This is a genomic window from Lentzea albidocapillata subsp. violacea, from assembly GCF_900100275.1.
In the GTDB taxonomy this organism is placed as follows: Bacteria; Actinomycetota; Actinomycetes; order Mycobacteriales; family Pseudonocardiaceae; genus Lentzea; species Lentzea violacea.
On the sequence record NZ_FNET01000016.1, the window covers coordinates 97,296 to 118,406 of the forward strand.

Annotated in this window: 19 protein-coding genes; 9 read left to right on the forward strand and 10 right to left on the reverse strand. The window is 70.1% G+C overall.

From position 1 onward, the window contains the following. Nucleotides 1-11: 11 nt before the first annotated feature. The 3 genes from BLR21_RS29895 to BLR21_RS29905 are packed head-to-tail and all read right to left on the reverse strand — an operon-like array spanning nt 12 to nt 6,702. Nucleotides 12-4,040, reverse strand: a complete 4,029-nt coding sequence (locus BLR21_RS29895) for a TIGR02680 family protein (RefSeq protein WP_090011168.1) — start codon at nt 4,038-4,040, stop codon at nt 12-14. Beyond that, a complete protein-coding gene (locus BLR21_RS29900; protein ID WP_090011170.1) occupies nt 4,037-5,233 on the reverse strand; it encodes a TIGR02678 family protein in 1,197 nt (398 codons plus the stop codon). The genes BLR21_RS29895 and BLR21_RS29900 overlap by 4 nt, the downstream gene beginning before the upstream one ends. After that, nucleotides 5,230-6,702 carry a DUF2397 domain-containing protein gene (locus BLR21_RS29905; protein ID WP_090011172.1) on the reverse strand — a complete coding sequence of 491 codons (1,473 nt, stop codon included), beginning with the start codon at nt 6,700-6,702 and terminating at the stop codon, nt 5,230-5,232. Before BLR21_RS29905 ends, BLR21_RS29900 begins: the two co-directional genes overlap by 4 nt. 72 nt (nt 6,703-6,774) lie before the next feature. Here BLR21_RS29905 and BLR21_RS29910 point away from each other — a divergent pair, with 72 nt between their 5' ends. Continuing rightward, the gene (locus BLR21_RS29910) at nt 6,775-7,707 is read left to right on the forward strand and encodes a cobalamin biosynthesis protein (protein WP_090011174.1); all 933 of its coding nucleotides are present in this window, start codon (nt 6,775-6,777) and stop codon (nt 7,705-7,707) included. Here BLR21_RS29910 and BLR21_RS29915 read toward each other — a convergent pair. The 4 genes from BLR21_RS29915 to BLR21_RS29930 all read right to left on the reverse strand — a co-directional run bounded on the left by BLR21_RS29915 (nt 7,615) and on the right by BLR21_RS29930 (nt 10,041). Further along, a complete protein-coding gene (locus BLR21_RS29915) occupies nt 7,615-8,433 on the reverse strand; it encodes an SURF1 family cytochrome oxidase biogenesis protein (protein WP_090011176.1) in 819 nt (272 codons plus the stop codon). The two genes, BLR21_RS29910 and BLR21_RS29915, sit on opposite strands and share 93 nt — an antisense overlap. A 21-nt stretch (nt 8,434-8,454) precedes the next feature. Further along, a complete protein-coding gene (locus BLR21_RS29920; protein WP_090011178.1) occupies nt 8,455-9,009 on the reverse strand; it encodes a PIN domain-containing protein in 555 nt (184 codons plus the stop codon). Further along, nucleotides 9,010-9,471 carry a helix-turn-helix domain-containing protein gene (locus tag BLR21_RS29925; protein ID WP_030480970.1) on the reverse strand — a complete coding sequence of 154 codons (462 nt, stop codon included), beginning with the start codon at nt 9,469-9,471 and terminating at the stop codon, nt 9,010-9,012. Between the two features lie 117 nt (nt 9,472-9,588). Continuing rightward, nucleotides 9,589-10,041, reverse strand: a complete 453-nt coding sequence (locus tag BLR21_RS29930; protein ID WP_090011180.1) for a low molecular weight protein-tyrosine-phosphatase — start codon at nt 10,039-10,041, stop codon at nt 9,589-9,591. 84 nt (nt 10,042-10,125) lie between these two features. On the opposite strand from BLR21_RS29930, the gene BLR21_RS29935 reads away from it, so the two are divergent. Genes BLR21_RS29935 through BLR21_RS29950 form a run of 4 tightly spaced genes read left to right on the forward strand, consistent with a single transcriptional unit; the run spans nt 10,126 to nt 12,919 of the window. Next, entirely contained in the window at nt 10,126-10,332 is a 207-nt protein-coding gene (locus tag BLR21_RS29935; protein WP_030472678.1) for a hypothetical protein, read from the forward strand. A 36-nt stretch (nt 10,333-10,368) separates the two neighbouring features. Next, complete coding sequence (gene cobC, locus BLR21_RS29940; RefSeq protein ID WP_090011182.1) at nt 10,369-11,364, forward strand: Rv2231c family histidinol phosphate aminotransferase CobC; 996 nt, start codon at nt 10,369-10,371, stop codon at nt 11,362-11,364. Further along, nucleotides 11,361-12,185 carry a Nif3-like dinuclear metal center hexameric protein gene (locus BLR21_RS29945; protein WP_256335020.1) on the forward strand — a complete coding sequence of 275 codons (825 nt, stop codon included), beginning with the start codon at nt 11,361-11,363 and terminating at the stop codon, nt 12,183-12,185. Before cobC ends, BLR21_RS29945 begins: the two co-directional genes overlap by 4 nt. Further along, nucleotides 12,182-12,919 (forward strand): zinc ribbon domain-containing protein, encoded by a 738-nt coding sequence (locus BLR21_RS29950; RefSeq protein WP_090011184.1) that lies wholly within the window; start codon nt 12,182-12,184, stop codon nt 12,917-12,919. Before BLR21_RS29945 ends, BLR21_RS29950 begins: the two co-directional genes overlap by 4 nt. Before the next feature lie 67 nt (nt 12,920-12,986). On the opposite strand, the gene BLR21_RS42805 is transcribed toward BLR21_RS29950, so the two are convergent. Then, entirely contained in the window at nt 12,987-13,127 is a 141-nt protein-coding gene (locus BLR21_RS42805; RefSeq protein WP_176929855.1) for a hypothetical protein, read from the reverse strand. Continuing rightward, nucleotides 13,124-13,258 carry a hypothetical protein gene (locus BLR21_RS44060; protein ID WP_256335021.1) on the reverse strand — a complete coding sequence of 45 codons (135 nt, stop codon included), beginning with the start codon at nt 13,256-13,258 and terminating at the stop codon, nt 13,124-13,126. Before BLR21_RS44060 ends, BLR21_RS42805 begins: the two co-directional genes overlap by 4 nt. A 780-nt stretch (nt 13,259-14,038) precedes the next feature. On the opposite strand from BLR21_RS44060, the gene BLR21_RS29960 reads away from it, so the two are divergent. Together BLR21_RS29960 and BLR21_RS29965 are read left to right on the forward strand one after the other, a co-directional pair. Further along, nucleotides 14,039-15,775, forward strand: coding sequence for a polymorphic toxin-type HINT domain-containing protein (locus BLR21_RS29960; RefSeq protein ID WP_090011186.1), 1,737 nt, complete (start codon nt 14,039-14,041; stop codon nt 15,773-15,775). Continuing rightward, on the forward strand, nt 15,772-16,176 hold the full coding sequence (locus BLR21_RS29965; protein WP_090011187.1) for a hypothetical protein: 405 nt from the start codon (nt 15,772-15,774) through the stop codon (nt 16,174-16,176). Before BLR21_RS29960 ends, BLR21_RS29965 begins: the two co-directional genes overlap by 4 nt. A gap of 408 nt (nt 16,177-16,584) precedes the next feature. On the opposite strand, the gene BLR21_RS29970 is transcribed toward BLR21_RS29965, so the two are convergent. Continuing rightward, nucleotides 16,585-17,130, reverse strand: coding sequence for a hypothetical protein (locus tag BLR21_RS29970; protein ID WP_256335022.1), 546 nt, complete (start codon nt 17,128-17,130; stop codon nt 16,585-16,587). A gap of 113 nt (nt 17,131-17,243) precedes the next feature. Between BLR21_RS29970 and BLR21_RS29975 the strand changes: the two genes are divergently transcribed. Next, entirely contained in the window at nt 17,244-17,801 is a 558-nt protein-coding gene (locus tag BLR21_RS29975) for a TetR/AcrR family transcriptional regulator (protein ID WP_090011284.1), read from the forward strand. A gap of 192 nt (nt 17,802-17,993) precedes the next feature. After that, a complete protein-coding gene (locus BLR21_RS29980) occupies nt 17,994-21,050 on the forward strand; it encodes an AfsR/SARP family transcriptional regulator (protein ID WP_256335023.1) in 3,057 nt (1,018 codons plus the stop codon). Nucleotides 21,051-21,111: the final 61 nt, after the last annotated feature.

Consider the following 21,111-nt stretch of genomic DNA (forward strand, 5'->3'; position numbering starts at 1 on the left):
GAGGTGCCCTGCTAGGGATCGACCCGGTCCAGGGCCGCGCCGTCCCACGTGGTCTGCGTGCACGCGACGCCCCGGCCGTTCTTGGGCCGCAGCACGTCGAAGATGTGCATGCGCGGGATCCTGTCCGACACGCCCCAGCCGCTCGGCCAGGTGATCACCCAGTCCATGTCGAGGTCGACCAGCAGGCCCAGCATGCGCGCGATGGTCGGGTCGTCGAGTCGTTCGAAGGCCTCGTCGAGCAGCACCAGGCGCAGCGGGTCGAACTCGTCGCTGACCGCGTCGTAGAAGCTCGCGGCGGCCGCGAACAGCGTCACGTACGAGATCAGGCGGGTCTCGCCGGACGAGAGCTGCCGCAGGCGCCGTTCGCGCGGGTTGCCGTCCGGGCCGGTGTCGGCGACGGTCACGGTGAACTGGTGCCACGTGCGGTAGTCGAGGGCGCGCGACAGGATCTCGGCGTAGCCACCGGTGTGCGTGTCGCGCTCGTTCTCGATGCGTTCGGTGAAGACGCGACGCAGCGTGGCGTCCTGCTCGGGCGTGCGTTCGCCGAACGGCAGCCGCACCAGCGCAAGCGCTTGCCGCGTCGCGTCGTCGAGGGCACTGGACGACTTCCAGGCCAGCTTGACGTGCACGCCCTGGCTGGACCGGGCCTGGCCGAGCACCTCGTTCATGCGCCTGGTCAGGTCCTCGGCGACGGTGATCTGGTTGCGCAGCCACTCGGCCAGGTCGCGGATCAGGTAGTCGGCGAAGATGCCCTGGTACCGCTCGTCGAGGAACCCGCGCTGCTCGGCCAGCTTCGTGGTGACCTGGCGGGCGGCGACGGCGACGGGCTTCGCGCCCTCCTCGCCGGTCACGGTGACGGTCAGCAGACCGGCGTGCTGTTCGGCGGCGATGTCGTGGCTGCCGGCCAGTGACGTCTGCAACGCCTGCAGCTTCGCGATCACGGTCGCCTCGGTGCCGCCCCGCCGGTCCGGGGTCTCGGCGATGGCCTGGCGCACCAGGGCTTCCTCGGGTGCCTCGGGGAAGGCGGCGGCCAGCAGACCGGGGGCGCGGACGGTCGCCCGGAAGTTCCCCGCGGCCCGTTCGAGTGCCTCGGAGGCGTCGAGGACCTGCGTGGAGTTGTTCTCCAGCAACGCTTCCAGCTTCGCGGCCTGCTCACGCGCGGTCGTGATGCCCTCGCGCACGCCCTTGAGGTCCGTGCGCATCTTCTTGCGCGACCTCTCCAGCTGCGTGAGCTGCTCGCTGATCTCCTTGGCCTCACCGCCGACCGCGTCCGTCAGCTCGGCCAGCGTCCCGGCCTGGGCCGCGTGGTCGACGCAACGACTGTCGGCGTCGGCCTCCGCGGTCTGCCGGTCGGCGACGGCCTCGTGGTAGCGGTGCGAGGCGTCGGTGAGGTCGGAGATCGTGCCCTGGCAACGCCTCTTCACCGCGTCACCGAGCAGGTCCGCGGTCCGCTGGGCCTCCGCAGCCGCCGCCTGGGCCTGGCGCAGCGCCTCGGTGCCGGACGACAGGTCGGCGTCGCCCGCCTGCCGGGTCAGCTCACCGCGTGCCGCTTCGAGCCGGGAGTTGGCGTTCTCCAGGGCTTCCCGCAGCTCGAACGTGCGTTGCTGGGCCCGTGCGGCCGACTCCTCGGCGGCCTGGACGCGGCTGTGCTTCGCGATCAGCTCGCCGTCGCCGGGGAACGCCGCGAGGTGCGCCTCCCAGGTGGCGACGTGCTCGTGGGCGCGGGCCAGTTCGTCCTCGGCGGTGCCGAGCCGGCCGCGCAGGTCGGCGAGTTCCTCTTCCAGGGCGGCGATACGACGGCCGCGGGCGGCTTCCCGCGCGCCCGCGCCGATGAACTCGGCCTCGGGCTTGGTCCAGCGTCCGGTCAGCACGCCCGTGCGCCAGTCGCCGGTGGTGGTCATGTCGTCCAGCGACACCGCTGTGAGCAGGTCGCCGACGAAGGTCTCCGGTACCGGCGAGCCCTCGACCGCCGGCACGAGGTAGTCGGCCAGGGAACGGCCGTCGACGGCGGGCCTCGGAACGGCCAGGACGTCGCTCAGGTCGGCGTCGGCCGGGGTCACCCAGGCGTCCAGCAGGCCACTCGCCTGCAACGCCGCCTCCAGCCCGGCCCGTTCGTCATCGGTCAGCGTCGGCACGAAGTCGACCAGCCGGTAGAAGGGCGCTCCAGCAGCGGAATCGCGGTCTGCCGAGGTGTACTGGCCGGGCACCGGCACGCGCTCGTCGCCCGAACGCAGGCCGACGAGCTCCTCGTCGAGCGTGTCGAGCCTCGCCCGCAGTTCGGCGCGCTGCTGGGTGAACGCGTGCGCGGCGTCGCGAGCCGTCTGCACGAGCGGTGCCGCCCATTCGCGGGCCGTCGTGCTCAGCGTCCTCGCGGCGGCCGGATCGGCGGTCTGCGGCAGTTTCAACGCCGCGGCAGGGCGTTCGTCGAGCAACGGGCCGCTCGACGTCCACACCTCGACCTGCTCCAGCCAGGCCTGCACGACCTCGGCCAGCTCCTGCATCTCCTGGTTGCGCAACGAGGTCGCATCGGCCGCACCGAGCTGGGCGTCGCGGGCCTTCTGTCGCAACGACTCCACCTCGCGTTGCTGCGAGTCGAGGGCCAGTGCCTGCTCGTGCAGGGCCAGGGCGAGAGCACCCCGCTGGCGCGCAAGGGAAGCGATGCCCGAGGTCTGGTCGATCACCGACGTCAGCGCGGCCAGCACGTCCTCGGTCGCGGCGGCCGGGGGCACGCGGCGTTCGATCGGCAGCGGTCCGGCCTCGGGGTCCGGCTTGGCCCGCACCGAGGCCGTGGTCACGCCTGCCTCGGCGGCCGGGACCTGCGGCACCTCCGGCGCGAGGTCCGGGTCCATGCCCGCGAGGCGCAGGTTCTCGCGCAACGGCTCGCTCAGCGCGTCGGCGGCCTGGAGGTCCTCCGCGAGGCGGCGCAGCAGGCGCAGCACGTTGTCGACGGCCGCCTCCTCCTGGGCGCGCTGGCGGTGGGCCGTCTCGAGGGCGGCGACGGCGGACGAACGCTTCTCCGCCACCAGGTTCTCGCGCGTCTTGAGGTCCTGCAGGTCGCGGAACGCCGGCAGCTCCTTCAGCGCCGCGATGGTCTCCTCGGCCTGCTGCTCGCCGGTCTCCATGTCGGTCAGCGCCTGCTCGGCCGCCGCCCGCTCCATCCGTGTGAGGTCCAGCTCCTGCGTGAGCTTCGACTGCTCACGCCGCAGCTTGGCCACCGACTTCTCGGCGGCCTCCAGCCGTTCGGCCGCGGACCGCAGCCCGCCGAACGCGTAGTCGCTGTAGGTCTTCAGGAACGTGCCGAGCGCACTGTCCGCGGAGGACAGTCGCACGATGTTCTCGCGGATCGACTCCAGGTCGTCGAACGACGTCGCGAGCTGCTCGACCATCACCTGGTCCAGCGGCGGCAGGGCGTCGCTCAGGATCTGTTCGAGCTGACCCTCCAGCACCTTCAGGCCGACGTCCGGGTTGCGCAGCGTCCGCTGCAGGTGCAGCAGGTCGCCGTACCGCGCCGCCGGCACGCCGTAGACGGTCTCGGCGATCTTCGCGCGGAACGCCGGCTCCTCGAACATGCAGTCCGCGCCGATGAGATCGCGCAGCTGCGCCGGGCCGTGCGGAACGCGCTCGGCGCCCGCGAGCTGCAGTTCCGTGCCGACGCGCATCGGCGTGACGAAGCGCCACGAGTCCGTGATCGCCTGCGATGTCTTCGACGCCTTCACGCCCAGACCGCACGTCAGGTACTCGTTGCCGGAGTGGTCTGCGGCCTCGCGGATCAGCTCGACCCACGTGTAGCCGATGCGGTTCGGGCCGCCGTCGTAGTCGTCCAGCATGAGGCGCCGCAGGCTTACCGTGTCGAAGCCCTTGGAACCGACCTGGCGCAGGTCGCCGTCCAGACACAGCGGGAGCAGCAGCTCCAGCGTGCGGGACTTGCCGGACCCGTTGGTGCCCTGGAAGATCGCGCGGCCACCGGAGAAGTCGAAGGTCTGCTCGGTGTACTGCCAGATGTTGACCACGCCGCCGCGGTGCAGCCGCCACCTGCTCATGAAGCGTTCTCCTCGTCGAACAGGGACCAGCTCGGTACTTCGTGCACCACAACGGGTTCCGGTTGTTGTTCTCGTTCCGGGTCGCCGTCGGGGGACGGCAGCCAGCGGTGCGCGGCCGCGCTGATCGACCACGCGCCGTTCTCTTCCTGGGCGGCCAGACCCATGCGGCGCAACAGCTCCGTCACCTCGGCGACCAGCCGGTCGAGGTCGTCGGTGAACTGCTTCGACCACGCCGCGGGGTAGTCCTCGACCAGACCGGCGCAGACCTCGCGGAGGCGTTCGGCGGTGACGACGTGCCGTGCGGGCGCGTCCTCCTCCTCGCCGTCGAGCAGGTCGGGCAGAGCCAGCAGCGTGATGCGCGCGACCGTCGAGACGCCCGGGAACGACAGGTCGGTCAGGAAGTCCTCGGGGTCGGCGGCGAGCACGCCCTCGACCCGGCACTCGGTGTGCAGGCCGAAAGCCTGCTCGAGCAGCGCGGTCTCCTTGCGCTGGTTGCGGCGCAGCCACTCCGCCTGCTCGGCCGGCAGGTCCGCGTAGAGCACCAGCGGTGTCTCGACCAGCCTGCGCCGCACGGCGTGCTCGATGCCGCGCGGACCGGGACGCGCCGACAGTTCGACCAGGTGGGCCGGGCTCTGGGCCTCACCGACCGGACCCGTCACGAGCTGGCCCAGCAGGTCGGTGTCGATCGTGATCAACGCTTCCTGGGGCAGCACGTCCTGCGCGACCGAACCCTCGGTCTCGTGCAGCACGCCGAGAGACACGAGGTGGCGCAGGGCCGCGGTGAGCGCACGCCGTTCGGTGACGTCGTCCGGTGCGTCGATGCCCGCTTCCACTGCGGCGGAACGGATGTCAGCAACCAGGCGGGACAGCAGCGTCTGCCGGCCGATGCCGGTGAGCACGGCGAGCGTCAGCGCCAGGTAGGCGTACCCGCGCGGGGACATGCTGAGCACGCCACGCGTGTCGTCGTTGCCGGGACCGGACTTGTACAGGCGCGCGAACCGGCGTTCCACGACCAGCCGGTAGCCCAGCAGCCCCGCGAACAGGTCCTGGAGGGTCGCGCGGTGCCGGTAGACGAGGCTGAGCAGCTCGCCGTCCGGGCCGTCGGTGCGCAGCAAAGGCCTGCGCAGCAACGTTCGCGCGCACCGCACCACGTTGGCGGCGTCGATGTCGGAGAGGTTGTCCAAGTGGTTCATCGCTTCAGTGCCACCGTCGCGTCGTGCAGGGTGAGCGTCCCGGCGGCCGACCTGATCCGGGTCGTCGTGCCGCGGGCGATCTCCAGTTCGAGGCCGCGCACGGGGTCGCTGGCCGAGCCGCTGTCGTTCGGGGAGTCGCGCTGGGCCATCGCGAGCGTCAACAGCTCGCAGAAGACCTCCAACGCACCGTGCGTGAGCGTCGTGTTCTCCAGGTTTCCGGCGGCCGTGGTGAGCTCGGCGACGTGCCTCGCGCGGATCTCGTCCGCCTCGCGTGCCTCCGCCAGCAGCGACTGCTCGGTCATCGGGTCGTCGAGGATCCTGGACGGCCTGCCGCGCCCGCCCCGGTCGCCTCGGGTCCGGACGCTCACGGTGACGTCGCAGACCGGGCCGTCGCGCCACGGCGTGCGCTCGTTGTCCGAGTCGTGCTCGGGCGCGGGGGAGAGGTGGCGGGCGCTGTAGAGACCGAACGCGGAGGCGTAGATCTCGTGGGCTTGTTCTCTTGACGAGGTGTCGAACCACTTCGCGAGCTTGAGCAGTTCGGCACGGCGTCCCGGGAGGAGCCCGCCGCCGGACGTCGCGCGCTTCACGCTGGCCAGGAGGCTGCCGATGGCGCGGGCCGTGGCTTCGCGCAGGGCCGTGACCTGGCTCGGACGGCCCGGCCGGTCGACGAACCAGTCCGTCAGCTCCTGCCAGTCCTCCGGCGTACGGCCGCGGGCGCGTTCGACGTTGTGGCCGAGGTCGGTGCCGAGGAGCCGCAGGAGTTCGGTACGGGCCTTCGTGAGGCCGGCCAGCGCCTCCGCGATCGGGGGCGTGTACTTCAGGACGTCCTCGACGACCCGCTGGATGTACTCGACCAGCAGGTTCCGGAAGCCCGCGATCTCCTCGGGCGCCAGGTGGTTCCTCGTGACGACCTGGCCGAGGTAGGCGTAGAAGTCGCGGACCGTCGCGGCGAGTTCGGCGTGCTGCAGGAACAGCGTCGTGACGCGTTCGGCCAGCAGCTCCTTGGTCCGGTCGCCCTCGTTGAGCAGGGCGACGGACAGCGATCCGCCCAGTTCGTTGAGGCCGCGTTCGATCGCGGGGAGCAGTTCGCGGGAGACCTCGCGCGCGCCCTCGGGGACCCGCAGCAGCTCGTCGACGTCGCGCTGGACGCGGACGGCCAGCTTCGAGACCTGGTAGCGCACGCTGCCGTGCTGGAACTCGGCGATGCTGGCCGCGACGACCTCACGCCGGCCCTGGACGAGATTGCCCCACTCGACGAGCTGCTTGAGGCGGTTGATGACGTTCTCGATGCGGCTCTCGCCCTGCTCGACGCGGCCCTCGCGCTCCTGCCCGGCCAGCGCGCCCGCGACCTCCCCCGCGCTCAGGTCCGCCAGCAGCGTGGAGGTGAACAGCCGCATGATCGCCAGGTACGTGCGCTGGTGATCGCGCGCGTCCAGATAGGCGTACAGCTTCAGCCGCTTGTGCTCCACGACCGGCCACCCTAATGCGCGCGCTCGTCCGACGCGGCGCTACCGTGCCTTCGACGAGCTGGGGAGGATGCCGTGGGTGCGGGGCGCGCGTTGGGGTTGTTGCTGGGCGTGGCCGCGGACGCGGTGTTCGGTGATCCACGCCGATTTCACCCGGTAGCGGCATTCGGTTCGTCCGCCGCGGCCCTCGAGAAGCGGCTGTACGCCGACTCGCAGGCCGCCGGAGCCGTCTATTCCGCCGTGCTGGTCGGCGGCACCGTGGCTCTCGGAGTGGCGGTGGAACGGGCCTCGCGCAAGCACTGGCTGCTGCAGACGGCGACCACGGCGCTGGCGACCTGGACCGTGCTCGGCGGCAACTCGCTGGCCACCGAGGGCACGTCGATGGGCCGGGAACTGGCCGACGGAGACCTCGACGCGGCCCGGACGAGGCTGCCGAGCCTGTGCGGCCGTGACGCGACCCGGCTCGACACCACGGGCCTGGCACGCGCGACCGTGGAGTCCGTGGCCGAGAACACCTCGGACGCCGTCGTGGCGCCGCTGTTCTGGGGCGCGGTCGCCGGCGTGCCCGGCCTGCTGGGCTACCGCGCGGCCAACACCCTGGACGCGATGGTCGGCCACCGGTCCCTGCGCTACCTGCGGTTCGGCTGGGCCTCGGCCCGCCTGGACGACCTGCTGAACCTGGTGCCTTCGCGTCTCGCGGCCCTGCTGACGGTCGGCGGCGCACCCGTCGTCGGCGGCTCGGCCTCGCAGGCACTGGAGACCTGGCGCCGTGACGCGTCAGCGCACCCGTCGCCCAACGCGGGCCAGGTGGAGGCGGCCTTCGCGGGCGCCCTGGAGGTCAGGCTGGGCGGCCGCACCGTCTACTCGCACGGCGTGGAAGAGCGCCCGGTCCTCGGCCACGGCCGCAGCCCGGACTCAGGGCACGTGACGCGTGCCGTGGAGCTGTCCCGGGTCGTGGGCTTCGGCGCCGGCTTCGTCAGCGCCGTCATCGCCCTCTTCCGCAAGTAGCTCGGCGATCGACTTCTTCTTTTTCCTGCCCTCGTAGAGCACGCCACCCGGCCGCGCCTCACGGATCGTGAAGTACAGCCAGCCGCCGACCGCCATCACACCGAACGCGATCCACTGCAGCGCGTAGGAGAAGAACGGCCCGGACTCGATCCGGGGCAGCGGCAACGTGTCCAGCGCACCCGGCTGGTCCTCGATCAGCTGGTAGTAGCCGGGCTCGATGTTCTCGCCGACCGCGTTGTTGTTGATCGAGTAGATCTGCTTGCGGCCGTCCTGCTCGAACGCGGGCTGGTCGTTCGACTCGTTGAGCCTGGCGAGCCCGATGAGCGTGACCTCGCCGTTGGGCGGTGCGTCGAAGCCCGGCGGCTTGATGCCGTTGATCGGCCGCACGTACCCGCGGTCGATCAGGATCTTGTGACCCGTCGTGGTCTCGAACGGCGTGATGACCTCGAACGCCGCCTCGCCCTGGACGGTGCGCAGCCGCGCGAGCGCTTCCAGTTCCGGCAGGTAGCGGCCCCGGATCTCGACCTTCTGCCACTCGTCGTGCTTCGCGCCGAACTGGGCGGGCTCGCTCTTCAGCGACCTGGTGATGGCGGCGTTCTGCTCCTGGCGTTCGTCGTTGCGTCCGAACTGCCACGGCGACAGGAGGTAGACGCAGGCACCCGCGAACACCCAGACGGCCAGGGTCAGCGCCAGCCAGCCCGGCTTGAGGAGGAACTTGAACCGCACGTCTTCACGGTAGATGACCGGTCAGAGGGCCCTGAGCGCGGCCACTGACTGCACCAACCCGCAGCGTTCCAGCGACGCGAGGACGTCCCCGAGCGTGCCCGGAGGATTGCGCCACGAGTTCGCGATCTGCTGGACGCAGCTCCACACGACCTTGGCGTCGAGGCCGATCTGGTCGCTGACGAAGTCGTCCGCGGACACGGGCTCGATGTCCCACTGTCGCAGAATCTCTTCCGGGAAGTCCTTGAGGTTGTCGGTCACGATCACCTGAGCACGGGCCCGGATCGCGGCAGCGAGTACATGACGGTCGTCGGGGTCCGGTAGGTCCAGCGTGTGGATCAGCGGTTCGTACCCGTCGACCAAGCAGTCGCGGACGGCTCTCACCATCAGGACTCGCGTGCGGTCGAGCAGGTCGTCCGCTGCACCGGGCCGGTTCTTGCGGACGTTCCTGAAGACCTCGTCCAGGATCTGGTCTGTCCACTTCGCCTGGACGAGACCAGCTGCCGCGATTCGGATGAGCAGGTCTCGAAGCGTGCTCGGGTAGAGGACGTTCGCGTCGTAGAGGACGACGAGGCTCACTCAGGCCATGCCCATCTCTTGCGTGAGCGACGACAACTCGTCCGCAGCCTGCCGCCTGCGCTGATCGTCGTTTCGCAGATATTCCGTCAGGGACGCGGCCTTGATCCGGCGATGCTTGCCTACTTTCCGGTACTCGATCGCACCGGCGTCGAGCAGACCGATCAGGTACGGCCGCGAGACGTTGAGCAGGTCGGCCGCCTGCTGAGTGGTCAGCTCCGCGTCCACGGGGACCACGACCACCCCGTGTCCTGCGGCCATGTAGGCGAGCACCTGCGTGAAGACCTCGACGGCTGCTCGCGGCAGCGTCAGCACTTCGTCGTCATCCTCGGTCCGCACCCGGACCAGGTCCGCGTCGTCGTCCTCCCGGTGGAGGCTCAGGTACGCCTTGACCGTGGGCAATGCCGCATCGGCCGTGACGACGTCCCCACTGTCAGGCTGCACCGGCTGCAGTGCTGCACTCATCTGCACACACCTCCCTGATCGAAGTATCCGCAGTATTCGAAGCAAACGCAACGTGCTGTTGGTGCATCGGATCACAGAGAGCCCAAGGTCACGGCTTCCTGAAGAACAGCTCCGTCCTCAGAGCCGCTCGCGGACCCAACCGACCAACCCGGGCATCGCCGCCTCGACCATCACCAGCACCTCGGTGAACCCGGCGTCGTCGCCGTAGTACGGATCCGGCACGTCCACGTCGTCGGCGTCCGGATCAAACGAACGGAGCAGCCGCACACGGCCGGGATCGACCATCCGGCGCAACGCGCGGGCGTGACCGGAGTCGAGTGCCACCAGCAGATCGGCGTCCAGGTGCTCGGCGCCGACCTGCGCGGCCACGTGGTCGACGGGATACCCGTTGTCCGCCAACGTCTTCAGTGAACGCGGGTCGGCCGGGTCGCCGACGTGCCATCCACCGGTTCCGGCACTGGACACCTGGACCTTCGAGGACAATCCTTCCCGGGACAGCCACTCTCGGAACACGAGCGCTGCCACGGGGGACCGGCAGATGTTGCCGGTGCAGACGAACGAGACGTGCATGTCGCGCAGCCTATGTGGTGCCGCCGCACGGTAACGCTCAAGCGCTGTCGCAAGATGTATGGACAAACGACATGGAGGCCGCCCATGCAGACAGGTACCGACGTGCCCCCGCAACGGGAGATCATCGGGTGCACCGACGCCCTCGGGCGCCGTCGTGCGTTCGAGGTGTACCTCAACGAGAAGGGTCGCGTCTGCTTCCGCACCCCGCCCGGTGAGTCCGCGCAGCTCGACGCGTTCCAGCTGGATGAGCTGATCAGCCACCTCACCGAGCTCCGCCGCTACATGCAGTGACGTGCCTGTCTGAGCCGGTCGCCTAGAATTCCGGCGATGACCAGCCCAGACCTGCGCCACCACGGTGACGTCGACGCCGCACCAGGCCTCGCCGACTTCGCCGTCAACGTGCGGGTGCCGCACCCGCCCGATTGGCTGCGCGACCGGCTGGCCGCGGCGCTCGGCGAACTCGGCCGTTACCCCTCGAAACTCGCCGAAGAACGTGCTCGTGAGGCCGTCGCACGCCGGCACGGGCGCTCTCCGGACGAGGTTCTGCTGCTCAACGGTGCCGCTGAGGGCTTCGCGCTGCTGCCGAAGCTCTCGCCGCGCCGTGCCGCGATCGTCCACCCCGGGTTCACCGAGCCCGAGGTGGCCTTTCGCGATGCCGGAATTCCGGTCGACCACGTGCTGCTCGACGGCGACTTCCGCCTGCGGGACGTGACTTCGGACGCCGACCTCACCGTCATCGGCAACCCCACGAACCCGACGTCCGTGCTGCACGAGGCCGCCGCGCTCAAGGCACTGCCCGGCCGGGTGGTCGTCGACGAGGCGTTCATGGACGCCGTCGCCGGCGAGCCCGAGTCGCTCGCGCACGACCCTGACGTGCTGGTGCTGCGCAGCCTGACCAAGACCTGGGGCCTCGCGGGGCTGCGCGCCGGCTACTTCCTCGGCGACCCGGAGACTCTCGCGAGGCTCGCGCACGGCCGCCCGCACTGGCCCGTGGGCAGTCTCACGCTGGAAGCGATCACGGCGTGCTGCGAACCGGAGGCGCTCGAACAGTCCGCGCGGTTCGCGCTGGCGGCCGAGCAGTACGCCGCGCATGCGTTGGAGCAGCTCCAAGACCTCGTCGTCGTTGCGCCGAAAGGGCCGTTCCTGCTGATCAGGGCACCGCGAGGCGCGCGGCGGGCGTTGCGGGACAAGGGGATCGCGGTGCGGCGCTGCGACACGTTCCCAGGGCTCGATGACACGTACCTGCGCGTGGCGATCCGGCCGCCGGAGGAGTTCGCGGTGTTCGTGGACGCGTTGCGCGTCGTGATGGAGGAACTGGCGTGAAGCTCGCCGACGTGATCGCGGTCCTGGAGTCCGCGTATCCGCCGAAGACCGCGGAGACGTGGGACGCGGTCGGCCTGGTCTGCGGTGATCCGCAGGAGGAGGTCACCAGGGTCCTGGTCTGCGTCGACCCGACGTCGTCCACTGTGGACGAGGCGGTCGAACGGGGCGCGCAGCTCGTGCTCGCGCACCACCCGCTGCTCCTCAAGGGCGTCAACGGTGTTCCGGCCGACGACCCGAAGGGTGCGTTGGTGCACAAGCTGATCCGCAACGGCGCCGCCCTGTACTGCGCGCACACCAACGCGGACAGCGCGTCGCCGGGTGTCTCGGACGCGCTCGCGAAGGCCATCGGGCTCACCGTCACCGGTCCGCTCGAACCGGCCGAGCCCGAGGGCACGGGCCTCGGCCGCGTAGGGGAGCTCGCGGAACCCGAGCCGCTCAGGGCGTTCGCCCAGCGGGTGGCCGCCGCGCTGCCCGCCACCGTGCAGGGCGTGCGGGCGGCGGGAGACCCGGAACACCTGATCAGACGGGTCGCGGTGTGCGGCGGCGCGGGCGACAGCTTCCTGGACGCGGTCAAGCGCGCGGGCGTCGACGCCTACGTCACGGCAGACCTGCGGCACCACCCGGTGAGCGAGCACATCGAGTCCGGCGGGCCCGCGTTGGTCGACGTCGCGCACTGGGCCAGCGAGTGGCCGTGGTGCGAGCAGGCGGCGGAGATTCTGCGGGCGGCCTTCGGCGGTAGGGTCGACGTACTCGTCTCCACCCGCCGGACCGACCCGTGGACCGTCGGTGCGACGAGCACAGCAGTAGGAGGACATGCGTGAAAGCCGATCCCGCAGTGCAGCGCAGGCTGCTCGACCTGGCCACGGTCGATGCCGAACTGGCGCGTGTCACCCACCGTCGCCGCACGCTGCCCGAGATCGCGGAGATCACCGAGGCCGAGCAGCAGGTGCGCGCCAAGCAGGACGCGCTGGTGGCCGTAGAGACGATGCTCACCGACCTCGACCGCGACGTGAAGCGCCAGGAGACCGAGATCGACCAGGTCCGCGCCCGTGGTGAGCGCGACCGCAAGCTGTTGCAGTCCGGTTCGGTCGGCGCCAAGCAGCTCACCGACCTCGAACACGAACTCGCCACCATCCAGCGCCGCCAGGGCATCCTCGAGGACGACCTGCTGGAGCTGATGGAACGCCGCGAGGCCGTCGACGCCGACGCGTCCTTCGCACGCGTGGAACTCGACAAGGCCCGCGCGACCCTGAAAGACGCCGCCGGCCGCCGCGACCAGGCCCTCGCCGACCTCGAAGCGACCGAGAGCCGCCGCACCGCCGACCGTTTGGCGATGGCCAAGGGCTTCCCGGACGACCTGCTGAAGGCCTACGACCGTCAGCGCGAGCAGCGCGGCATCGGCGCCGCGCCGTTCCAGTCGCGCCGGTGTGGAGCGTGCCGGATCGAGCTGGACCGCGGCGCGGTGTCCAAGCTGAAGGAAGCGGCGGCGGACGAGGTCGTGCGCTGCGAGGAGTGCGGCGCGATCCTGGTCCGCATCGCGGAGCCCAGGGCCTGAGGCTCAAGAGCACGAAAGAAAGGGAGCTGCCCAGGTGGGCAGCCCCCTTTCTCAGTTCAGCGCAGTGCTACTCGGGCAGCTTCTGCTTGGTCGCCTTGGCGGGGACCGTCCTCCTCGACTTCTCCATCGAGGTCGCCGCGTCCGCGGACATGGCGCCGCCGTTGGTGAGGACCCGCTGCTCGGTGTTCGCATCCGAGGCGAACGTCACGTTGTACGGCGACCCCCAGTGTCGGACCACAGCCGCCAGGTCGTGAAGTTCGGCGCGGTCTGGCCACCGCAGTAGATCTGACCGGTGGTGTCGCGGGCGACGACCTCGACGATGTTGAACTTGTTCAGCACCGCCCCAGGAGAGCCCGTGAACCATCCCGATGTACAAACGGTAGAAAATCGTGGACAACGCAGCCGATCGCCTGACGGAGATCGTCCCGCCGCCGGCACCGGCAGGGACAGCGGTGGACTGGGAGGGCGCCCGCGCACTGCGGACGGCCCTGCCACCGACTACGTCCAACTGATCGAGCGCTACGGAGTCGGTCAGTTCGACCAGTACTTGTGGCTGTTGGAACCCGCGTCTGACAGCGTCTACGACCTTGCCGAGACAGCGGAGGAGCGGGAGGACGCGCTCGAGTACCTCTGGAACATGGGAGAGGCCAAGCCTGCACTGCTCGACGCGTCGGGAGTGCGAGCGATCGCGTGGGTTCGACCGACAACGGCGAGTGTCTCTGCTGGCTGGCACGGCCGGACAGCGCCCCTCGCCAGTGGACGGTGCTGGTTAATGAGGCGCGTGGCGAGGAGTGGAAGCACTTCGAGATGGGATGCGCGGACTGGACGCCGCCGATCGCCGCATACCCGGCGAGGTCCCTCAACGTCGCTCCTTCCGTCCCAGCCTGAAGGATGAACGACGTTCCGGCGAGCGTGGAAGTGCCGCCGCTCAGAATCATCGGCCACTGCCCGCCAAGACTCCGCCGCACCAGCCCGACTGCGAGCTGAGCCCCCGGACACCACGGCTCAAGCACCCCACACCTGCAACACCGACGGAGTCCCGGACGTGACAGCGACCGGCAGCCCGGCTCCCCGGTCAACGGCTTCGACCCCAACGGCCACAACTGGTTCAGCGACGCCGTGTCCTGGGTGGGCGACAACATCTCCACCATCGGCCACACCGTCCTCGACGTGGCCGGCCTGGTTCCCGGCCTGGGTGAGATCGCGGACGGCATCAACGCCGTCTGGTACCTCGCCGAGGGCAACTACACCGACGCGGCTCTCTCAGCAGCGGGCATGATCCCGTTCGGCGGCTGGGGCGCCACGGCGGCGAAGTGGGGCAACCGCGGCTACGACTCGATGCGTGGCGCGGACAACGTGCCGACCCCGCGCAGCCCGGACGCACCAAACCCCCGTCGCCCCGACGGCCCCAACGCCGGCAAGGGCCCCGACGGCATGCCGAAGAAGCCGGACGTTCCGAACGCCGCCAAGTCGTTGCCAGACCCAAGAAAGCTGGCGGCGCAAGCGGCAGCACGAAGAGCGGCGGCAGCCGCAGCCGCCTACGCGGCAGCGGTCCGCAGAACAGCAGCCGCGAAGGCCGCGGTGGCTCGGGCGGTCAAGTCCAACCCGATCCCGACGCTCAAGGCGGCGCTGAAGCCGCGCATCGCCAACGCCAAGAACATCATCTCGGCGGTGCCGAACGCCCCGGCGCGCATCGTCCAGACCGCGGTGACGAACGTCCAGGACCTCAACAAGGTCTACGAGACGATCAAGACCGCGATCCTGGGTGTCGGCAAGGAGGTCATCCAGGAGGCGGCCCAGGCCCAAGTCGCGGAAACCCTCGCAACCTTGGGTGTTCCGTACGCCGAGGACATCCTCGACATCGCGGGCGGCGGAAAGAAGAAGAAACGCACCGGCGACAAGGGCAAGGACGCCAAGCAGAGCGCTGCCTCCGGCGGCTCCTGCCCGGTGCCGTGGGAGGCGTCGAACAGCTTCGTGCCCGGCACGCTCGTCCTGATGGCCGACGGCTCCTACAAGAAGATCGAGGACCTACGAGCCGGCGAGTACGTCCTGGCCACCGACCCGACTACCGGCACGTCCGGTCCGCGTGAGGTCACCGAGGTCCGCACCAAGACCTCCGAGCGGGTCATGGTCGAGCTGACCGACACCACGGGCGGCAAGATCAAGGCCACCGACGAGCACCCGTTCTGGGTCGAGTCGGAGAAGCGCTGGGTCAAGGCGATCGACGTCAAGCCCACGTACCGGTTCCTCACCGCCGACAACCGCTCGGCCGAGGTCACGGGCATTCGGACGTGGAGCGGGATCGAGAAGGTCCACAACTTCACGGTCGACGGCCTGCACACCTACTACGTGGCGAGCTCCCAGGAGGCCGCCCCGCTCCTCGTTCACAACGAGGGCAGTAAGAAGCCTGACGGCAACCCGTGTGGCCCGACGGTCTTCATGCTGGCGGACGACCCAGTCCAGAAGAGCATCCCCAGACAGAAGTCGCTCAGGGGATTCGAGGACTACCACGATGTCTGGATCCACGGGTCGCCAGGTGGTGTCGCCCCGGACTACGACGCGGCCGAGGGTGGCACGGATCTGATCGATCACCGGACGCTCTCCCGGATGATCCAGAACTCGCCGAACTATCCAGGCGGGCCGGTCCGGCTCTGCTCCTGCAACACCGGCTCAGTCTCGGGGTCGTTCGCCCAGGACCTTGCGAACAAGCTGGGTCAGAATGTGCTGGCACCGGAGGGCTACCTGTACGCGTGGCAGGACGGCGGCCACAATATCGGACGTGACGGTGCCCCCGTCCGCAAGATGGGCGACAGAGGTGGCAGCTGGCGGGGCTTCAAGCCGGGAGGTGGCAGGTGACACGGGGCGGCCCGTTGAAGGAAGCCGGATTCTTCGAGACGGCGGATGACGTGGCGGCCACGAGCCGGTCCGCAGCGCCGGAGTGGGCGTCATCCGCGGTTCGTTATCTGGAGCAGGGGCAGATCTTCCTGGCTTCTTCCGGTTGGGAGGACGACCTCCTCGACGAGTGGGCTGGGCCGATCGCCCAGGTCGCACTCCGAACCGATGGGGAATGGATCTGGCCCAACTCACTGGCGCACTATGTGACGAAGTACCACGTGGAGTTGCCTGCCGAGTTCCTCGCGCGGATGGCCGTCCACGACTGGGTGGCGCCAGAGCTCGGCCAGGACGCGGTCGATCAGGTCTGTCGGCGCCATCGGGAACAGCAGGGCTTTGAGGACGCGGCGCCCGTCGACTTCTGATCCGAGTCACTCACTGAACGGTCCCTCCGGCGCCGTCGGAGGGACCGTTCGTGTTTGCAGCCCACCTAAGTCACCTGAGCAGACGACCAGGACCACCGGGGTAACCCATCTGCCACTGACCGGTCATCGTTCTGACTTGCTGCGATTCACCGACCCGGCTTCACCCTGATTCGTATGACGCAGCCGGGGGACTGCTTGGCAGCACGCGAGGTATTCGCCGGTGAGATGGGGCGACGCTGCACCAGCGTGTCTGGCCACGACGTCGACGAGATCGGAGGGGAGCGGAGCGGCTGAGTGAAGTGTTGAGCGAGGCGCTCCGGGCCATCCGAGGATTTGTCCCAGAAGCGATGGACTACGACTGGGACTGACATGAGAAAAGCGGACGGGTGTGCGACCCGTCCGCTTTTCTCATCCGGCACTGCGACGCAGCCGCAGCGCCGACACCAGAAAGAAGACGCCGCCGATCGCCGCATACCCGGCCAGGTTGCTCAACGTCGCCCCTTCCGCCCCGGCCTGCAGCACGAACGACGTACCGGCGAGCGTCGAAATGCCGCCGCTGAGAATCATCGGCCACTGCCCACCAAGGCTCCGCCGCACCACCCCCACGGCCAGCTGAGCCACCCCGGACACCACGGCCCAAGCACCCCACACCTGCAACACCGCCGGAATCCCGGACGTGACAGCGAACGCCAGCCCGGCCACCGCGAGCGTGCTGACCGCGATGTTGGCGTAGAGCGCGAGAGAAGCTCCGCCGTGCGAAGTCCGGCTGTCGACCACGATCGCGGCCACGTCGAAGAGCGGGTAGAGCACCAGCAACGTGCCGCTGACCGGCCCGATCTCCGTCGCGGTGAGGAACACCAGCACCGCCCACACGACCGCGAACCCGAAGCGGACCAGGTAAAGCGCGCGGAGAGTGGGGGCGAGGCCTGCGGGTGACGCTGCGTCGATGCTCACGAGGCGTCCTTGAAGTAGGGAGAACGTTCTTTCTGCTTCGACAGTGTCAGCCGACCCCGGACCTGTCAAGACCGAACGTTCTCTCTGCTAGCGTCGGAAGGGTGACCCGCACCGTGTCCGACGCCAGGAACCGCCTGCTGGGAACGGCCAGCCGGCTGTTCTACGCGGAGGGCCTGCACTCTGTCGGAGTCGACCGCATCCTCGCCGAGGCGAAGGTGACCCGCGCGACGATGTACCGCCACTTCGCCGGCAAGGAGGACCTCGTCCTCGAGTACCTGACCGAGGCCGACAAGGCGACTCGCCGCAACGTCGAGGCGGGCGTGGCAGCGGCGGCGGACGACGCGGACGCCGTGCGTTCCGTCGCGAGGGGGATCGCCGCGCACATCCGCCTGGAAGAGTTCCGCGGTTGCGCCTTCCTCAACGCCGCGGCGGAGTACGCCGATCCCGAACACCCGGTGCACAAGGCGGTTCTGGCACACCGCCAATGGTTCCTCGACACCGTCACCGCCCTGCTCGCCCGCGTGGGAGACGGTCCCGCGGAGCGCGACGGCAGGCATTTCGTGATGCTGCGCGACGGTGCGATGGCGGCCGGCTGTCTCTCGGATCCAGATCCGATCGCCGACACCCTCCTCGAAGCGGTGGAAGGCATCCTCCGAGCGCGGCTGATCTGAGACTCGTGTCATGCCCCCGTTGACCTTGCTTGACACCGCCGCGGCCGGTTCATAGTGTCGATCGTCGCCGGATGAAGACCACACGAACGTGTGGCCTCGCCCGGCCTGGCGGATCTGGGGGGACCGTCGGAGGGCCGCGGTCGTGGGCCTCCGGTGGTGACCCCGCGTCTTGGGGGGTACATGGAGTTCCGCGTGCTGGGTCCGGTCGAAGCCCTGGTGTCGGGGGAACCCGTACCTCTCGGTGGGCCGAAACCGCGAACGCTGCTCGCACTGCTCGCCGCGCAGGCCAGCCGGGTCGTGCCGCTGGAGCGCCTGGTCGACGCGGTCTGGGGTGAGGACCCGCCGGAGCAGGCCAAGGCCGCGATCTACACCTACATCTCCACGTTGCGCCGCAAGCTCGCCGCGGCCGACGGCGCCGACGTGATCGTGCGCACCGGTGGGGGATACCGGCTCGAAGCCTCGTTCGACCAGATCGACCTGCACATCTTCCTCCGCGAGATCGCGGCGGCCAGGCGAGCACGAGCCGAGGGCAAGCTCGTCCAGGCGGTCACCCACTTCGAGAACGCACTCGGTCTGTGGCGGGGAGCCGCGCTCGGTGGCACGCAGGGCACTTGGGCGGACAACGAACGAGCGCGCCTGGAAGAACTGCGGCTGGCCGCGTTGGAGGACCGCGTCGACGCCGACCTCGTGCTGGGCAAGAACGAAGCGCTCGTGGCCGAGCTCACCACCGCGGTCGCCGAAGAGCCGCTGCGGGAACGCCTGCGCGCCCAGCTGATGCTGGCGTTGCGCCAGGCGGGACGGCGGGCCGACGCGCTGGAGTGCTATCAGGAGGGCAGACGGGTGCTGCTCGACGAACTGGGCGTCGAACCCGGCCCGCTGCTGCGCGGCGCGCACGAGCGCGTCCTGCGGGACGAGGCGGAACCCGTGCCCGCGGCGGAGGACGAAGCGCCGGCGGAGGAATCCGGCGAACCGGGGCGGTTCGTCCGCACACCGAGCCAGCTGCCGTTCGACATCGCCGACTTCACCGGGCGCACCGTCGAGGTCGCGACGCTGAGCCGGCGCCTGGCGGAGGAGGGGAGCGGCTCGCGGCTGTGCACGGTCTTCGGCAAGCCCGGTGCGGGCAAGAGCACGCTCGCGATGCACGTCGCCCACCGCGTGCGCGAGCACTTCCCAGACGGCCAGCTGTACGTGTCGTTGCGCGGCACCCGTGCCGTTCGCCCGGAACCGGTCGAGGTGCTGGCCGGGTTCCTGCGCGCGCTCGGGGTCGCGGACACGGCGATCCCGGACGAGGCGGACGAGCGGGCGCGTCTCTACCGCACGATGCTCGCCGACCGGCGAATACTGGTCGTGCTCGACGACGTGGCGGACGAGAAGCAGGTCAGGCCCCTGCTGCCGGGCGGGCACACCGCGGCCGTGCTGGTGACGAGCCGTGAACGGCTCAGCGCGCTCGACGGCGCGGCGCACCTCGATCTGCGCGTGCTCGCCGACGAGGAAGCCGTGCAACTGCTCGACCGGGTGGTGGGCGGCGACCGGGTCGCGGCGGAACCGCTGGCGGCACAGGAGATCGTGCGGCTGTGCGGCCGGTTGCCGCTGGCCGTGCGCATCGCGGGAGCACGGCTCGCCGCACGGCAACGCTGGCAGCTCAGTCGCCTGGCCGACCGGTTGCGCGTGCAGCGGCGCGTGCTGCAGGAGCTCTCCATCGGAGACCTCGAAGTGCGCGGCAGCCTCGCGCTGAGCTACGACGGACTGTCCGAACGCGAGCGGATGGCGTTGCGGCGCCTGGGCTTGCTCGACCTGTCGTCGTTCGGCGGCTGGGTCGTCGCGCCGCTGCTCGGCTGTTCCGCGACGGACGCGGAGGACGTCGTCGAACGGCTCGTCGACGCCCAGCTGCTCGATGTGTCCACAACGGACGACAGCGACGCGTTGCGTTATCAGATCCACGACCTCACCCGTGCCTTCGCGCGGGAACGCGGCGAGGAAGAGGAGACCGCCGAGACGATCCGCGCGGCGGTGTCCCGCGCCGCGGAGTGCTGGCTCGGGCTGGTCGAGGCCGCGGGCAGACGGATGCCGCACGCCACCTTCGACTCCGAGCGGTCCGGGCTGCTCGACCGCTACCTCGACGAGGCCCAGGTCGACGAGATCGTCGCCGACCCCGAGTCGTGGTTCGACGCCGAGCAGGGTGGGCTGGTCGGCGTCGTCGAACGGGTCAGCGAGCTCGATCTGACCGACGTGGCGACGCGGCTCGCGGCCACGCTGTGCTCATCCCGTTTCTCCGTGCGCAACCTCTTCGGCCAGTGGTACCGGACGCACACCGCCGCGCTGGGGGCCGCCCGCCGTGCGGGTGACCGCCTCGGTGAGGCGCGGTTGCTGGTGGGGCTGGGCTGGCTGCGCTATGAGCAGGACCGGTTCGACGAGTCCGCCACCTACTACGAGCAGGCGTTGACCGCCTACGAGCAGAGTGGTGACCGGCGCGGTCTGGCCACCACGAGGCTCGCGCTCAGCACCGTCCAGCGCGAGCACGGCCAGCTCACCGCCGCCCGTTCGTCGCTGGAGCAGGTCCTGTCCGAGCTCCGGCAGCCGGAGGACCGGCTCGTGATCGCCCAGGCGCGGCACGGACTCGGCCGCGTGCTGACCGAACAGGGCGAGCTCGACGCCGGGCTGGCCGCCTGCGAACAGGCCTGCGCGGAGTACGAGGAGATCGGCGACCAGCGCGGCTGGGCCATCGCTCTGCGGTCGGTCGGCATCGTGCACCGGGCCGCGGGACGCCTGGAGCAGGCCGCGCACTGGTCCGTGAGGGCGGTGGAGGTGCTGTCCAGTCTCGGCAACCGGCTCGCGTCGGCGTACGCGGTACAGGCGCTGGCGAAGGTCCGGGTCCGGCAGGGCCGGGGCGACGACCTGCGCGACGACCTGCTGGCGTGCCTGAGCACCTGCAACGAGATGCAGGACGGGTTCGGCCAGGCGCTGATGCTGCGCACGCTCGGCGAACTCGACCTGGCAGCGGGCCGGTTCGCGGAAGCGCGGCGGCACCTCGACCGTGCGTTGCAGTGGTGGGACGCGCTCGGCCTGCCGGTGTGGCGGGCCCGCACCCTGCGGGACCTGGCGGCGGTGCTGGACGGTCTCGGCGAGGCCGTCGCGGCGGACCGGGCGTGGGCGGAGGCGCTGGGCGTCTTCCAGCTGCACGGCTGCAGGGAAGCACAGGAGCCCAGACGCGTTCCGGCACCTGGACGTCGAGTTTTAGAGGTCTTTTAGATCGTTTTTGAGATCGGCAGGCCGGTTTCAGATTCCGCTTCAGGTTTCTTTGAGACCCCAC